This is a genomic window from Serratia sp. YC16 (genome assembly GCF_009707615.1).
GTDB lineage: Bacteria > Pseudomonadota > Gammaproteobacteria > Enterobacterales > Enterobacteriaceae > Serratia > Serratia surfactantfaciens.
Genome location: NZ_WLYN01000002.1, coordinates 634,097 through 649,044, shown reverse-complemented (window position 1 = coordinate 649,044; position 14,948 = coordinate 634,097). Strand labels below are relative to the sequence as shown.

At 59.3% G+C, this 14,948-nt stretch carries 17 protein-coding genes; 7 read left to right on the top strand and 10 right to left on the bottom strand.

Annotated features, from left to right (window positions below; all coding sequences use genetic code 11):
• Positions 1–2: 2 nt before the first annotated feature.
• Genes GKN89_RS10470 through GKN89_RS10455 form a run of 4 tightly spaced genes read right to left on the bottom strand, consistent with a single transcriptional unit; the run spans position 3 to position 1,564 of the window.
• Positions 3–401, bottom strand: a complete 399-nt coding sequence (locus tag GKN89_RS10470) for a VOC family protein (RefSeq protein WP_019455862.1) — start codon at positions 399–401, stop codon at positions 3–5.
• Entirely contained in the window at positions 392–820 is a 429-nt protein-coding gene (locus GKN89_RS10465; protein WP_019455863.1) for a YeeE/YedE family protein, read from the bottom strand. The genes GKN89_RS10470 and GKN89_RS10465 overlap by 10 nt, the downstream gene beginning before the upstream one ends.
• Before the next feature lie 2 nt (positions 821–822).
• The gene (locus GKN89_RS10460) at positions 823–1,257 is read right to left on the bottom strand and encodes a YeeE/YedE family protein (RefSeq protein ID WP_154746923.1); all 435 of its coding nucleotides are present in this window, start codon (positions 1,255–1,257) and stop codon (positions 823–825) included.
• Positions 1,247–1,564: a helix-turn-helix transcriptional regulator gene (locus tag GKN89_RS10455; protein ID WP_019455865.1), complete on the bottom strand. Its 318-nt coding sequence runs from the start codon at positions 1,562–1,564 to the stop codon at positions 1,247–1,249. The genes GKN89_RS10460 and GKN89_RS10455 overlap by 11 nt, the downstream gene beginning before the upstream one ends.
• 136 nt (positions 1,565–1,700) lie before the next feature.
• On the opposite strand from GKN89_RS10455, the gene GKN89_RS10450 reads away from it, so the two are divergent.
• The gene (locus tag GKN89_RS10450) at positions 1,701–2,492 is read left to right on the top strand and encodes a helix-turn-helix transcriptional regulator (RefSeq protein ID WP_019455866.1); all 792 of its coding nucleotides are present in this window, start codon (positions 1,701–1,703) and stop codon (positions 2,490–2,492) included.
• Here the strand turns inward: GKN89_RS10450 and leuA are convergent.
• On the bottom strand, positions 2,452–4,131 hold the full coding sequence (gene leuA / locus GKN89_RS10445; protein ID WP_154746922.1) for a 2-isopropylmalate synthase: 1,680 nt from the start codon (positions 4,129–4,131) through the stop codon (positions 2,452–2,454). The genes GKN89_RS10450 and leuA overlap by 41 nt on opposite strands.
• Positions 4,132–4,340: 209 nt before the next feature.
• Between leuA and GKN89_RS10440 the strand changes: the two genes are divergently transcribed.
• On the top strand, positions 4,341–4,718 hold the full coding sequence (locus GKN89_RS10440; RefSeq protein ID WP_063919182.1) for a MysB family protein: 378 nt from the start codon (positions 4,341–4,343) through the stop codon (positions 4,716–4,718).
• Between the two features lie 34 nt (positions 4,719–4,752).
• Positions 4,753–5,298: a GNAT family N-acetyltransferase gene (locus GKN89_RS10435; RefSeq protein WP_019455869.1), complete on the top strand. Its 546-nt coding sequence runs from the start codon at positions 4,753–4,755 to the stop codon at positions 5,296–5,298.
• A gap of 6 nt (positions 5,299–5,304) precedes the next feature.
• On the opposite strand, the gene GKN89_RS10430 is transcribed toward GKN89_RS10435, so the two are convergent.
• The 3 genes from GKN89_RS10430 to GKN89_RS10420 form a co-directional block, all read right to left on the bottom strand.
• Entirely contained in the window at positions 5,305–5,550 is a 246-nt protein-coding gene (locus tag GKN89_RS10430; protein WP_019455870.1) for a YceK/YidQ family lipoprotein, read from the bottom strand.
• A gap of 162 nt (positions 5,551–5,712) precedes the next feature.
• Complete coding sequence (gene mdoH, locus GKN89_RS10425; RefSeq protein WP_025159952.1) at positions 5,713–8,271, bottom strand: glucans biosynthesis glucosyltransferase MdoH; 2,559 nt, start codon at positions 8,269–8,271, stop codon at positions 5,713–5,715.
• A complete protein-coding gene (locus GKN89_RS10420; RefSeq protein WP_025159953.1) occupies positions 8,264–9,832 on the bottom strand; it encodes a glucan biosynthesis protein G in 1,569 nt (522 codons plus the stop codon). The genes mdoH and GKN89_RS10420 overlap by 8 nt, the downstream gene beginning before the upstream one ends.
• Before the next feature lie 260 nt (positions 9,833–10,092).
• On the opposite strand from GKN89_RS10420, the gene mdoC reads away from it, so the two are divergent.
• The 4 genes from mdoC (at position 10,093) to GKN89_RS24480 (ending at position 14,126) form a co-directional block, all read left to right on the top strand.
• Positions 10,093–11,223 carry a glucans biosynthesis protein MdoC gene (mdoC, locus tag GKN89_RS10415; RefSeq protein ID WP_154746920.1) on the top strand — a complete coding sequence of 377 codons (1,131 nt, stop codon included), beginning with the start codon at positions 10,093–10,095 and terminating at the stop codon, positions 11,221–11,223.
• Between the two features lie 304 nt (positions 11,224–11,527).
• Entirely contained in the window at positions 11,528–11,752 is a 225-nt protein-coding gene (locus tag GKN89_RS10410) for a hypothetical protein (RefSeq protein WP_019455874.1), read from the top strand.
• 283 nt (positions 11,753–12,035) lie between these two features.
• On the top strand, positions 12,036–13,757 hold the full coding sequence (locus tag GKN89_RS10405) for a potassium/proton antiporter (protein WP_019455875.1): 1,722 nt from the start codon (positions 12,036–12,038) through the stop codon (positions 13,755–13,757).
• A gap of 240 nt (positions 13,758–13,997) precedes the next feature.
• A complete protein-coding gene (locus GKN89_RS24480) occupies positions 13,998–14,126 on the top strand; it encodes a hypothetical protein (protein ID WP_019455877.1) in 129 nt (42 codons plus the stop codon).
• A 62-nt stretch (positions 14,127–14,188) separates the two neighbouring features.
• Here the strand turns inward: GKN89_RS24480 and GKN89_RS24475 are convergent, their stop codons facing one another.
• On the bottom strand, positions 14,189–14,320 hold the full coding sequence (locus GKN89_RS24475) for a hypothetical protein (protein ID WP_015377413.1): 132 nt from the start codon (positions 14,318–14,320) through the stop codon (positions 14,189–14,191).
• A 69-nt stretch (positions 14,321–14,389) separates the two neighbouring features.
• Positions 14,390–14,893, bottom strand: coding sequence for a YlaC family protein (locus GKN89_RS10400; RefSeq protein ID WP_015377412.1), 504 nt, complete (start codon positions 14,891–14,893; stop codon positions 14,390–14,392).
• Between the last annotated feature and the right edge of the window lie 55 nt (positions 14,894–14,948).

Here is a 14,948-nt window from a genome sequence, read left to right as displayed (position 1 = left end):
TTTTATGCTTGCCAGGCCTGATGTTGCAATACCACCCGGTAGCCATCAGGATCTTCAAAGGTTTGCCCCGCCCGATCCCAATAGGGATTATAGGCGGCGACCGATAGGAACCCCGCCGCCCGCATCCGCTCACACGCTGCGCGCCAATCGTTCTCATCCGGCAGATAAAACACCAGCAGATGATCCTGCGTCGGCGCCTGTCCGACTCGCACTCCGCGATGCTGTGTGAACTCCAGATGGTAGGCATGCTGCGGATGCCCGATCATAATGCCGTCAAAGCCCTGATGATCGACAAACTCGCCCAGCCTTTCGAATCCCAACCCGCGGCAATACAGCGCGGCGATCTCTTGCAACCGATCCGTGGGGCGCGCGATGCGCAACACCGCTTTGGCTATCGACATGAACGCCTCCGCCTCATGATAATTTCATACAGCGCCATACCCGCCAGCATCGCCAACAGGAACGGCCACACCCGCTGCATCTCCGCTCCCGCCAGCACCCAGGCGGGGCCGGGGCAGATGCCCGCGATGCCCCAGCCGATGCCGAACAGCGCGCTGCCCGCCAGCAAACGGCGATCCACACGTCCGGCGGCCGGTATCTGCAATGTTTCCCCCAACAGGCTCCGTTCGCGTCGCCGCGCCCACAGGAAGGCCGGCGCCGCTACCGCGATCGCCCCAGCCATCACTAACGCCAGCGAAGGATCCCACTGGCCGGTAACGTCGAGAAACGCCAACACCTTAGCCGGATTGGCCATGCCGGCGACGATCAGCCCCAGACCGAAAATGACGCCGCTCAGCAACGCCAACAACGATTTAAGCATTTTCACCCTCCCAACAGGTGGCGCATCAGCCAGACGGTCATAAACCCCAGCAGCATGAACACCGCCATGGCGGCCAGCGAACGCGGCGCCAACCTTGCGACGCCGCACACGCCGTGCCCGCTGGTGCAACCGCTGCCCAATCGAGTGCCCAATCCCACCAACAGCCCTGCGGCCGCCAGCCAGCCGCTGCCGGTCGCGATCTCACCGGACGGCAAAGCCGCAGCGGCAGCATACAGCCAGGGAGAGAGCAACAACCCGCCAATAAATGCGACGCGCCAGCCCCGCTCCCGACCGCCGGCGCTCAATAAGCCGCCGGTAATGCCGCTGATACCGGCGATCCGGCCGTTGAACAGCAGCAGCAGCGCCACCGCTGCGCCGATAATGGCCCCGCCCGCCAACGCGGAATAAGGCGTGAAATGTTGCCAGTCAATGTTCATCGCGGTTCTCCGGCTGTGGGCAATAGAGTTGATACAGGGTATGGAGCAGCGCCAGCGCTTTGGCATCGGCCACCGCATAGTAAATCTGCTTGCCGGCGCGCCGGGTGGAGACCAAGCCTTCCTCACGCAGCACGCCAAGCTGTTGGGACAGCGTCGGCTGGCGGATATCCAGCGCCTGCGCCAACTCGCTCACCGCCATTTCTCCCTGGCTGAGCCGGCACAGCAGCAGCAGCCGATCTTCATTGCCTAAGGTGCGCAGCATCGCGCCGGCCTGCGCCGCCGCCTTGCGCATCGCGTCTATGTCCATTGACCCTCCAAACAATTTATAAAATTATATAATATCATTTTATATACCATCTAACCGTGCCGCGCCACCGGCTGGTGCTAAACCGCGCCTCATGGCATGCTGTTATTCCCTTTTCGCCGCGCGGAGAACACTCACCATGCTGTTGTTTCACGACGTTCTGCCGGCCAATCAGCCTATCCGGCCATTAGCCAAAGATTATCGCCACGGCGACAGCGAGCCGGAGCACTACCATCATTGCGCACAGCTGATACACAGCCTGAGCGGTGTAGTGCAGGTCACAACCCGGCTTGGCAGCTGGGTTGTGCCGCCCGGCCGCGGCGTCTGGGTGCCGGCGAAAATGGTGCACAGCCTGCGCATCACTGGCCAGGTGGCAGCCAGAACGTTGTTCGTCGATCCGTTGGCGCGCGCCGATCTGCCGGCCCAATGCCAGGTGGTGCAGGTTTCGCCATTGCTGCGCGAGCTGATTATCTGTGCGATGGAGATTGCGCCAGGCTACCCAAGCGGCGGGCGCGATGAGCGGGTGATGGAACTGATTCTGGATGAGTTAAGGATGCTGCCGATCCTGCCGCTGCACCTGCCGGAACCGCGCGAAGCCTCGCTGCTCGCCCTGTGCCGCCATATACAGACCTCACCGGCGCAGCCCTGGACGCTGGAACAGGCGGCCGCTCGCCTCAGCGTCAGCGGACGCACCCTGTCACGACGCTTCCAGCGAGAAACCGGGCTGCGTTTTAGCGATTGGCTGCGACGCGCCCGTTTGCTGGCGGCATTAAACGCGCTGGCGACCGGCCGTTCAGTATTGGAAGTCGCGCTGGATCTCGGCTATGACAGCCCCAGCGCGTTCAGCGCCATGTTTCGCCGGGTGCTGGGCGTCGCGCCCAGCGACTATTTCACTCGAACCGCGACGCCAGATAGCGCCCGGCAACGTTGAACAGCGCCTGCAGCGAGGCACTGGCGGAGTCGACGTCGATGCCAACGCCGTAGCTCGCCTCTCCATGCGGCAAGACGCAGCGAATGTAGGCCACCGCTCGACTGTCGCTCTGATGCCCTAACGTGTGTTCGTGGTAATCCTCGATCGCCAACGGCAAGCCGAAACGCTGACGTAACGCATCCACCGCGCTGGAAAGCAGACCGTTGCCGGCTCCCTGCAGCCGCAATTGTTCTCCTGCGCAAGCGACTCGTGCGTTGAAGCTGTATGCCTCTGCGCCGTGGCTTTCCGTCTGGTAGCTCAGCAGCTGCAAGCACGGCTGCTCCACCAGCCCGTAAGTGTCGCGGAATAAACGCCACAGCTGTGCGACGCTCATTTCCTTACCGCTGCCGTCGGTCGCCCGCTGTACCACCTGGCTGAAATCGATCTGCAAACCGCGCGGCAACGCCAGCCCATGATTCTGTTCCAACAGCCAGGCGGCGCCGCTTTTGCCGGACTGGCTGTTGACCCGGATCACCGCCTCATAGCTGCAACCGACATCGGCGGGATCGAGCGGCAGGTAAGGCACCTGCCAGCGGCCGTCTTGCCGCTGCCGCTGTGCGGCGAAGCCTTTCTTGATCGCATCCTGATGCGAACCGGAGAAGGCGGTAAACACCAACTCGCCGGCATAAGGATGGCGAGGATGCACCGGCAGCTGATTGCACTGCTCCACCACCTCCACCACCTGCTTCAGGCGGCTGAAGTCCAGGCCCGGCGCCACGCCCTGGGTATAGAGATTCAACGCCAGCGTGACCAGATCGACGTTGCCGGTGCGTTCGCCGTTGCCGAACAGACAACCTTCGACGCGGTCGGCGCCGGCCAACAGCGCCAGCTCCGCGCAAGCCACGCCAGTACCGCGATCGTTATGCGGGTGCACGCTGATCGTCACGTCGGCGCGACGACTGAAATGGCGACAGAACCATTCGATCTGATCGGCATACACGTTGGGCGTGCTCACCTCCACCGTCGCCGGCAGATTGATGATCATCGGCCGTTGTGCCCCCGGTTGCCATACATCCGCCACCGCTTCGCAGATCTCCAGCGCGAACTCCAATTCGGTAAAGCAGAAGGTCTCCGGCGAATACTCGAAGCACCAGGCGGTATCGGGCTGCGCCTCGCAATGTCGGCGAATGCGGCGCGCGCCGTTCACCGCCAGCGCCACGGTCGCCGCCTTATCCTGACGGAACACGATGTCGCGAAACATCGGCGCAGTGGCGTTATACAAATGTACGATGGCCCGCGGGGCGCCCTGCAATGCCTCAAAAGTGCGATCGATCAGATCATCGCGCGACTGCGTCAGCACCTGAATCGTGACGTCGTCCGGGATCAGCCGCTCGTCGATCAGCGCGCGCACAAAGTCGAAGTCCGTTTGCGACGCCGAAGGGAAAGCCACTTCGATCTCATTGAAACCGCACTGCAACAGCAACTGATAAAACTCGCGTTTGCGCGCATTATCCATCGGCTCCGCCAGCGCCTGATTGCCGTCGCGCAGATCGCTGGAGCACCAACGCGGCGCCTGTCGCAGCGTGCGTGAAGGCCACTGGCGATCCGGTAACGCCACCGGCGGGAACGGTCGGTATTTGTGTGAAGGGTCGATTAACATGGGCTTCTCCTGACGCCTGAGTGAACGATAAGTTCATTATTTCCCGCCTCCGCCTCTGCTTCTCCCGCTTTGCAGACAATCGTCGTCGCACAACGGACAATAAAAAAATTTGCATCCTGCGCCAGTCAGACAACAATTAGTTTTGATATTTCTCCCACCGCGCCAACAGTACGCCGGGCGCTTTACTCTCATCGTCAACGGAGGCGAACATGAGCCTGTATGCAACCCTGGAAGAAGCCATCGAGGCCGCACGCGAAGAGTTTATCGACACCGCAGAAGGCGGCAGCGATGGCGAACCGCCGGTGCCGCAGCAGTTCAATCTGCAAAAGTACGTGATGCAGGATGGCGATACGATGTGGCAGGCGGAGTTCTTCGAAGACGAAGGCGAAGCGGTGGAATGCCTGACGCTACGCAGCGGTGCGGCGGCGCAGGCGATTTTCGACGGTGACTACGACGAGGTGGAGATCACCACCGAGTGGATAGACGAAAATACCCTGTACGAATGGGAAGAAGGCGACTTCCAGCTCGAGCCGCCGCTGGACACCGAAGAGGGCCAGGCCGCCGCCGATGAATGGGATGAGCGCTAATCCGCTCCAGAGATTTTATCGCCAAGGAGGCAACATGATTATTCGTCAGGCCCGTCCCAGTGACTACCCCGCCATTTTGCAGCTGCAGGGGGAAAACGTGCCGGAAGCGCTCGACGAGCGCCAAAAAAGGCAGGGATTTATCGTTTCGCGCATGAATGAGGCACAGCTGGCGGCGATCAACCGCGGCATCGGCATAGTAGTGGCGGAACAGGATGGCCAACTGGCAGGATTTGTTTGCCTGATGCCCGCCGACGTGCAACCGCGGCCGCCGGTGGTGGACGCGATGCTGGCAACGCTCGTCACGCAGTCCTTCGCTGGCCGGGCGCTGAGCGAGCAGCGAGTGTTTCTCTACGGCCCGGTCTGCCTCGACGCCGCCTGGCGCGGCAAGGGCGTGCTGAAACGCCTCTACGACGCGGTCAAAGCGCACACCCGCCATGACTACGACGTGGGCGCGCTGTTTATCGACGACGACAACCCGCATTCGCTGGCCGCTCACGTGCAGGGGCTGGGCATGACGGCGCTGACGCCTTTCCACTGCGGACAAAAAGGTTATCAGCTGGTGGTGTTCGCCACCCGCTGAACGGATCTATTCATAGGGGCCATGCTGCGCATCGAACGGCAGCATAAAGGTGTCCACCACCATCGACAGCGGCACGTCTATCACCGTGACGTAGCGCCAGGGCGTATCGCGCAGATCCCACTGCACGCCGGGATAATACTGATGGCCATGCCCGGCACCGGGCACGGTGCGGCTGATGATGCTGCCGCAACCGGTTAAGACCATCACGCCGGCCGCCACGCAGGCCAGGCGAAAGTAGGAAGAGAGCGTCACGACATTAACTCTGAGCAAAGGGTTGTTTCGCGAGTGAACAATGCATTGGCCGCAGTCTATCACAGTTCCCTTTCTCCACCGGTACCGGCGCGCGTAAGCAAAAGGTAAAAAAAACGGGGAACGCGCGATGCGCATTCCCCGTCGAGCGTTGCCGTTTAGCGGTTAACGCCGGCCCGTTGGGTGCGCCAGCGGGTTATGCGGCAACTGCTGATAGTGCTCACGCCAGGCGGCGCCTTCCGGCAACAGCCAGACGCGCTGGTGCAGACGAGCCAGCGTGACCGGATCGCTCAACAGCTCCAGACGTTTGCCCTTCACCAGCTTCTCCGGCCCCAGCTGCAGCGCTTCGTTCACCCGCTCTTCGCGGTTGCGATCGAGCGTGGCGCGCAGATGGTGACGCGCCGTCGCCAGCGCTGTCGCCAGCGCGTTGAAGGACGGGTTGACCACCGCGTGCATAAAGCCGTTGGTCAGCGCACGGTTACGGTTGAGATGCAGGTACTCTTCCGTCGCCAGCAGCTCACGCGGCGGATTGTACTCTTCCGGGATCAGGAACAGCTTGGCGCGTTTGCTTTTCATGCCCAGCGTCGCGCGGCTCGACAGCACCGACACGAACGGCGACAGGATCAGCGAGAACACGATCGGCGACAGCCACCACAGGAAGCGCAGATCCAGCCACGCCATGCCGCCGGCCCACACCAGGCCCAGCAACATCTGCGAACCATGGCGGCGGAACGCTTCGCCCCACGGCGTATCGTCATCGTCACGCTGCGGCGAATTCCACACCACTTCCCAACCAAGGAAAGCGCTCACCACGAACACGGTATGGAACAGCATGCGCACCGGCGCCAGCAGCACCGAGAACAGCATTTCCATCAGCATCGAAATGAACAGACGGAACGCCCCGCCATACTCTTTCGCGCCCTTGGCCCAGATCAGCACGATGCTGAGCAGCTTCGGCAGGAACAGCAGCACCAGCGTTGTGGAGAACAGCGCTATCGCCAGCTCCGGCCGCCACTGCGGCCAAACCGGGAACAGCTGCCGCGGCTGCAGGAAGTATTGCGGCTCCATCAGCGTGTGCACCACCTGCAACGCGGTGGAGAGCGCCAGGAACATGAACCACAGCGGCGCCGACAGGTAGGACATCACGCCGGTAAGGAACACTGCCCGGTGCACCGGGTGCATTCCTTTCACCAGGAACAGGCGGAAGTTCATCAGGTTGCCGTGGCACCAGCGACGGTCGCGCTTCAGCTCATCCAACAGGTTCGGCGGCAGCTCTTCGTAACTGCCCGGCAGATCGTAAGCGATCCACACGCCCCAGCCGGCGCGGCGCATCAGCGCGGCCTCAACGAAGTCGTGCGACAAGATAGAACCGGCGAAAGAGCCCTCGCCCGGCAGCGGCGCCAGCGCACAGTGCTCGATAAACGGCTTCACGCGGATGATGGCGTTATGGCCCCAATAGTGCGACTCGCCCAACTGCCAGAAATGCAGACCGGCGGTAAACAGCGGCCCGTAAACGCGGGTGGCGAACTGCTGCACGCGCGCATACAGGGTATCCATACCGGACGCCTTCGGCGCGGACTGGATGATGCCGGCGTTCGGGTTGGCTTCCATCAGGCGCACCAGCCCGGTGAGGCATTCGCCGCTCATCACGCTGTCGGCGTCCAGGATCACCATGTAGCTGTACTCGCCGCCCCAGCGACGGCAGAAGTCGTCGATGTTGCCGCTCTTGCGTTTTACGCGGCGGCGGCGGCGGCGATAGAAGATACGGCCGTGGCCGTCGACATCGCGACACAGTTCCATCCACGCCTTTTGCTCGGCCACGCAAATGTCCGGATCGTAGCTGTCGCTCAGCACGTAGATATCGAAGTGTTCCAGCTGACCGGTGGCGGCGACGGACTCATAGGTCGCACGCAGACCGGCGAACACGCGCTCGACGTCTTCGTTGCAGATCGGCATGATCAGCGCGGTGCGGTGCGCCGGGTTGATCGGCTCATCACCCTTGATGGTGGAGGAAATGCTGTATTTGTCCTTGCCGATCAGCAGTTGCAGGAAGCCCATCAGCGCGGTCCAGAAACCGGCCGAGACCCAGCAGAAAAGCACCGCGAACAGGATCAGAATGCCGGTCTGCAGCACATACGGCAGCAGCTGCAACACCGACTGCATCAGGTCCTGATCCAGCATGGCGATAGGATCGATCAGCGCCCAGCCCTGATAAGGCAGGATGGTTTTCATGTACCAGGTGGCGATGCCGGTCTGCACCAGCATCAGCACCAGCAGCACATAGCGGCGCATCGAACCGACGACACGCCAGCGGTTCTCGGCCTCGGCCTCCTCTTTGGTGGCGTGCCGATTGTGCGGCGAACGCCCCAGCAGAGAATCCCAGAAGCGCGCCACCGGGTTGGTGCGCCAGGCTTCCGGGAACATGGTGGTGCGTTTGATCGGCGGCGTCGCTTTCAGAATGGCGCGCCCTTCGGCGTCGGTATCGAAGTCGTCATCGCTGACCGCATCCGGCCAGGCGCTTTCGATACGCGGCTTGACCGAGGCCAGCGCCACGTCATCCGCCGACAAACTATTGACGTTGGCGTCGGCGGCGCCCATCTGCCGATGGAGCGCCTCCAGTGCCTGAGCGTCATCCGCCGTTTGAGGGGTGAGCGCCTCCGACCGCTCAGCGGTCAGAGGCAGCGCCGCAAGATAATCCTGGGCGGGTTGAGTAGGCTTATTCATTGGCAGGTAGCTGATAGCTCCAGGTTTCCGACAGAGTCTTATCGCCATTGACCAGCGCCGCGCGCATTTCTACCGGTTTTTTGTCGTCTTTCACTTTCAGACGCACCGTCAGGCGCCAGCCTTTGGTCACTGGGTTATAGCGGACGTTGTTTTCTACCATTTCACCGTTGTCGCCGATGCTGATCTGAGAAGCGACCGGCGTGTTGGCGTCCAGCCCTTTCAGCACCGGGCCGACGAAGTCGACCAGGAAGGCCACGCTGCCGTCAGGCTCGCGAATCAGGTTCGACTGCTTCACGTCGCCGGTCGAACGCATAGTGCGCGCCACATAGGCGATGTCTTGCGAATGCAGTTTATCTTCATCGCGGGTGAAGTTCAGACGGTAGCTCAGCGTCAGCGGTTTTTTGGCTTCCGGCAAGGTGTCCGGCGTCCAGAACGCGACGATGTTGTCGTTGGTTTCATCCGCCGTCGGGATCTCCACCAGCTCGACCTTGCCTTTGCCCCAGTCGCCCTTCGGTTCGATCCAGGCGCTCGGGCGCAGATCGTAACGATCGTCCAGATCTTCGTAATCCTTGAAGTTGCGGCCGCGCTGCAGCAGGCCGAAGCCTTTCGGATTCTCGACGGTATAGGTGCTGACGGACAGGTGTTTAGGATTGTTCAGCGGGCGCCAGATCCACTCGCCGTTGCCAGCGTGGATGGACAGGCCGTTGGAATCGTGCAGCGCCGGGCGGTAGTTCAGCGTCGGCGACGGCTGGTTTGGCCCGAACAGGTACATGCTGGTCAGCGGCGCCAGGCCCAGTTTGCCCACTTTGTCGCGCAGGAACACTTTGGACTCGACGTCCACGGTGGTATCGCGACCCGGGATCACCGTGAAACGGTAAGCGCCGGTAGCGCGCGGGGAATCCAGCAGCGCGTAGATCACCAGGTGTTTGTCGCCCTGCTTCGGACGCTCAACCCAGAATTCGCGGAAACGCGGGAACTCTTCGCCGGACGGCAAAGCGGTATCGATAGCCAGGCCACGAGCGGAAAGCCCGTAAACCTGCCCTTTACCCACCACGCGGAAATAGCTCGCGCCCAGCAGGCTCATGATCTCATCGTTTTTGTCGGCGCTGTTGATCGGGTAGATCACCTTAAAGCCGGCAAAGCCGAGGTTCTTCACCGATTCAGGATCGTGCTTGACCGAACCGAAATTGAAGTAATCCGGGCTGTATTTAATCTGCTTTACGCTGGTGGAGGTGACCTCGTTGATTTTCACCGGCGTATCGAAGTACATCCCCTGATGATAAAACTCAAGCTTGAAAGGGGTTTTCAGCTTGCTCCAATAGGCTTTATCGTGATTGAACTGAATCTGCTGATAGTCTGCGAACTTCATCTCGCGGAACTGAGAAGGAAGGTTGCTCTTCGGGGCTTCGAAACCTTTCGCAGCCAGATCCTGCGCCTGCTTGGCCACATCATCAATAGAAAAGGCCCACGCCGGCGCACTGAACAGCGTGAACAATACGGTGGCACCTAACCAACGAACGCTCGCGGCGCGTGGTTGTCCGGATAATATATTAACTAGCACATCCCCCCCTATTCGTGTGCTCAAATCATTTTAAATCCATATTAATGGATTACTCAGCTTTCCGACAACATGATAAATGGATGGTTCATGTTTACGGCTCATTGTTTAAGCAGCTGATGGAGCACCAGCGTAGCAAGCCGCGCAACAAGACGCTATGGAAAAATGCGGGGGGCTATAGTAGGGTTTCGGATAACAATTTAACCTTTGACGACTTATTAAGCGTGTTAATGAGCACCCGATTAAATCACCAGCGGTAATCTATGACTAAAGGCAGCAAACAGCGCGAGTTTTTCCTCGATTCGATCCGAGCCTATTTGATGTTGCTCGGCATTCCGTTTCACCTCTCCCTGATTTATTCCAGCCATGCCTGGGCGGTGAACAGCGCGTCGCCCTCCTTCTCGCTCACGGTGCTGAACGACTTCATCCACGCCTTCCGCATGCAGGTGTTCTTCGTGATATCCGGCTACTTCTCCTACATGCTTTACGAACGCTACGAGCGACATCAGTGGCTGAAGGTCAGGCTGGAACGGGTGGCGATCCCGCTGCTGAGTTCCATCCCGCTAATAACGGTGCCGCAGTTCTTTATGCTGAAATATTTCACCGATAAATTAAATGGCTGGGATACGTTTTCTCTCTATCAGAAAATAAATGTAACAGTTTGGGAATTGGTTTCTCATCTGTGGTTCTTATTGACGTTATCACTGTTAACCTGCGCCTGTTTTTATCTGTTCCGTAAAATCAAGCGTCAAACCCGTGAGCATATCCCAGCCTTAATAAATAGAATGCGGGGATTAGGAAACATCTCACTGTGTTTCTTTATTTATGCGGTATGCTATTCGGCCGCGCACCGTATTATTTTGATTTTCGCGCCGCAGCTATTATCCAACGGCCTGTTCAATTTCGTGGTGATGGAGACGATGTTCTACCTGCCGTTCTTCATCCTCGGCGCCTATGCGTTTAAGTACGTGTGGCTTAAGGAGATTTTCCTGCGCCGTTCGCCGCTGGCGCTGCTCGGCTCGCTGCTGCTGTTTATCGCGTATATGCTGAACCAGAAACTGCTGGCGCACAGCAGCTATATGTTCGAACTGGAAGTGGTGATCAAAACCCTAATGGGGATTCTGATGACCAATGTGGTGTTCTCTTTCGGGCATAACCTGCTGAATTATCACTCGCCGCGCATCACCTATCTGGTCAACGCCTCGCTGTTTATATATCTGGTGCACCATCCTCTGACGCTGATATATGGCGCCTTCGTGACGCCTTATATCGGCAACAATCTGTTGGGATTCTTGCTGGGCCTGCTGTTTGTGTTCTCGCTGGCCTTCGCTTTATATGAACTGCATAAGCGTATTCCGGTGCTGCGTTTCCTGTTCTCCGGCAAGCCGCAATAACCTTCCCTCCCTGTAAACCCGATCGTTTGCAGGGATTTCCTGTCATATTTACGCCGCGTAAAAAGCCTATACTGGTGGTTTGCATGCAGAGCACACATTGCTCAGCCTGGCGTCGACCGTTGAGGCAAAGTGATACGGCTGCATAGATAACCTAGGCGTTATAACTGCAATGCATAAGTAGAAATCCGGATCCCTGCCTTACGGTAGCGATTGGGCTCAACACCCCCGAGGGGCTGCGCGACCGCTTGATATATTCGATGGCGCTAGCTGTTTCTCCCTTCCGTCACGACAGAGAGGATTTTGAATGACCGATAAAACCCCACCGGCTGAGGAAGCCGTAGCGGAAAACGCCACCTTGCTGAAGATCCTCGGCCGGCTGCTGTCCGCGCTGGACGCTTCGATCAGCGGCAAAGAACGCAGCGTTTTGGTAACTGAACTCGCCAACTTCAATCTCGACGGCATTTCCGAAACGGAAAGCAAGCTGGCGACCGAGCTAATCAAGCGGGCGCTGGAATCGCTCGACCATTAACCCTGCCGCGCCTGCAAACCATTAAGCCTGCCTGCGCGGGCTTAATGGTTTTTCCCTCAGCCACGATCGGGCATTGTTGCCAAAGCAGAAATACAGCAGACTGATAATGTTGGATAAAAGGCAGCATTCTCCCTCTTCCCCTCACTTTCTTCGGTTAATCGCACCAAAGGGCAATAATTGATCGGTTGTTTTCGCAATCAGCCTTGGCGTTTTACCCACTAAACACGTTATCATCGACACCAGCGCAGTGCCCCCTATCCCCCAGCCTCAGGAGAGCGATATTTTGGATGCCAGCACCATTAACAGTTTGTTCGTCATCGGTGCCGTGCTGGTGGGGGCAAGCATTCTGCTCAGCTCATTTTCTTCCCGGCTCGGCATTCCGATCCTGGTGATCTTCCTGGCGATCGGCATGCTGGCCGGCGTCGACGGGCCAGGCGGTATCGTCTTCAGCAATTACCCGGTCGCTTATCTGGTCAGTAACCTCGCGTTGGCGGTGATCCTGCTCGACGGCGGCATGCGCACCCGGGTCAGCTCTTTCCGCGTCGCCCTGTGGCCGGCGCTGTCTCTCGCCACCATTGGCGTGGTGATCACCGCCGGCCTGACCGGCATGGCCGCCGCCTGGCTGTTCAATCTCGATCTGCTGCAGGGGTTGCTGATCGGCGCCATCATCGGTTCCACCGACGCCGCTGCAGTCTTCTCGCTCCTCGGCGGCAAAGGCTTGAACGAACGCGTTAGCGCCACGCTGGAGATCGAATCCGGCAGCAACGATCCGATGGCGGTATTTCTCACTATCACGCTGATTGCGATGATCGCCGCCGGGGAAACCGCGCTAAGCTGGACCTTCCCGCTGCATCTGATGCAGCAGTTCGGCATGGGCATCGTCTTCGGTTTGGGCGGCGGCTGGCTGCTGCTGACGCTGATCAACCACATCAAGCTGGCCGACGGCCTCTATCCGTTGCTGGCGGTGAGCGGCGGCATTCTCATTTTCGCGCTGACCACCGCGCTGGACGGCAGCGGCATTCTGGCGGTGTACCTGTGCGGCCTGCTGCTGGGCAACCGGCCGATCCGCAACCGTCACGGCATCGTGCAAACCTTCGATGGCCTGGCGTGGCTCAGCCAGATCGGCATGTTCCTGGTGCTCGGCCTGCTGCTTAATCCACACGAGCTGCTGCCGATCGCCATCCCTGCCCTGCTGCTGTCGCTGTGGATGATCCTGTTCGCCCGCCCGCTGTCGGTGTTTATCGGCCTGCTGCCGTTTCGCAGCTTTACCCTGCGCGAGCGCGGCTTTATCTCCTGGGTTGGCCTGCGCGGCGCGGTGCCGGTGATCCTGGCGGTGTTCCCGATGATGGCCGGCTTGCCCAACGCCCAGCTGTTCTTCAACGTGGCGTTCTTCGTGGTGCTGGTCTCCCTGCTGCTGCAGGGCACCACGCTGTCTTTCGCCGCCAAAAAAGCCAAGGTGATCGTGCCGCCGGCGCTGACGCCGATCTCCCGCGTCGGGCTGGACGTGCACCCGGAAAACCAGTGGGAGCAGTTCGTCTATCAACTTTCGGCGGAAAACTGGTGCGTCGGCGCGGCGCTGCGCGAGCTGAAAATGCCGCCCAACACCCGCATCGCCGCCCTGTTCCGCGGCAAAGAACTGCTGCACCCGAGCGGCAGCACCCGGCTGCGAGAGAACGATATTCTGTGCGTTATCGGCCATGAGCACGATCTGCCGATCCTCGGCAAGCTGTTCAGCCAGGCGCCGGCCGTGACGCTCGATGAGCGGTTCTTCGGCGACTTTATCCTGCAGTCCGACGCCCGTTTGAGCGATATCTCGCAGGTCTATGGCCTCAATCTGCAAGACGACGTGGATGAGCAGCAGACGCTCGGCCAGTTTGTTATTCAATTGATCGGCGGTGAACCGGTCATCGGCGACCAGGTGGAATGGGACGGTCTGACCTGGACCATCGCCGAAATGGAAGGCAATCAAGTCAGCAAGATAGGCGTGCGGATCGTGACCGACTAACGCTGCCGCTCAGGCGCCGGCCTATCAGATGAGGGAACTTCTGGCCTTAAGAACGCTCTTAATCTCTATCACGATGTATGCAGTACGGCGCCGCCAAATTATATCCCTTTGATATAACGGCGCCGACAGGGATTAGGGATGTGAACGGCAAGACTCGATTTCTTTCGGTGATAATGATCATGGCGCTGGGCGTAGCGGCGCTCGATCTCGGCATCGCCGGTTTGGTCCATAGACTTTTAATTGGATAACTTCAACGTGACGCAGCGGGAACAAGAAAAAGACATTCTGGGGAAAATACTGGTGACGGTGTCCGCGCTTTGCCTGATTTTGGTGGCGGCGTTCCTGATCTGGGGATTCGTGCTGGATTGACGCCGCGCGATGCTCAGACATAAAAAAAACCGCCGCGGCGGTTTTTTTTATGGGGCAGGCGATCAGATCTTGCAGCCTTCGCAGTCCGCTTCGTCCTCGAGGAACTCAGGAACCTCTTTTACCTTCTGCGCCGCTTTTTCTTCGGCTTTCGCCAGTTCGGCATCGATATCAAAATCGAAAATATCATCGCTCATCGCTTGGTCCTTATTCTGCTTCACGTTCAAACGCTGAGTATAATCGACAAGCCGCCGGCCGGAAACCTTTCAGTTCGCCGCCGCCAGCTGAGACGGCTCATCCTGCGGCTTTTTTCCGTAGGCCATGTCGTACACGTCGTAGAAATCGATTTCGCCCTTGTTGCCGATGATGATTCGCATCTTCTGTTTCAGCGCGGCGCCGATGGACGGCTCATCCAGCAGCTGCTGCACCGCATAAGGCGACAGCGCGCGGGTGAAGTACCATTCGCCGTTGTAGCAAACCCGCAAATCCAGCACCCCGATGTCCTCGAAACGATACACCGGCCGAATCTCGATCAGCAGCATGGCGAACATGAACAGCACGAAGGCGGTGAAGCCCAAGAAGGCATACATCCCCATATACGGCACCTGATACATCACGGCGATCACCGCGAAGTAACCGGCGAACATGGCAAGGCACAAATAGCGGTGAGTGCGGGCGAATTCGCTGTTGAAACGCGGCTTGCCGTCGCGCCCCTCGCGCCGATTGATCTGTTCAATCTCTTTAACCAAGATGCTTTTAATCGCGTCCATCGTTACAACCTTATGCTGGAAACAGCATTGCCATCAAATCTCACCGCTAAAAGTA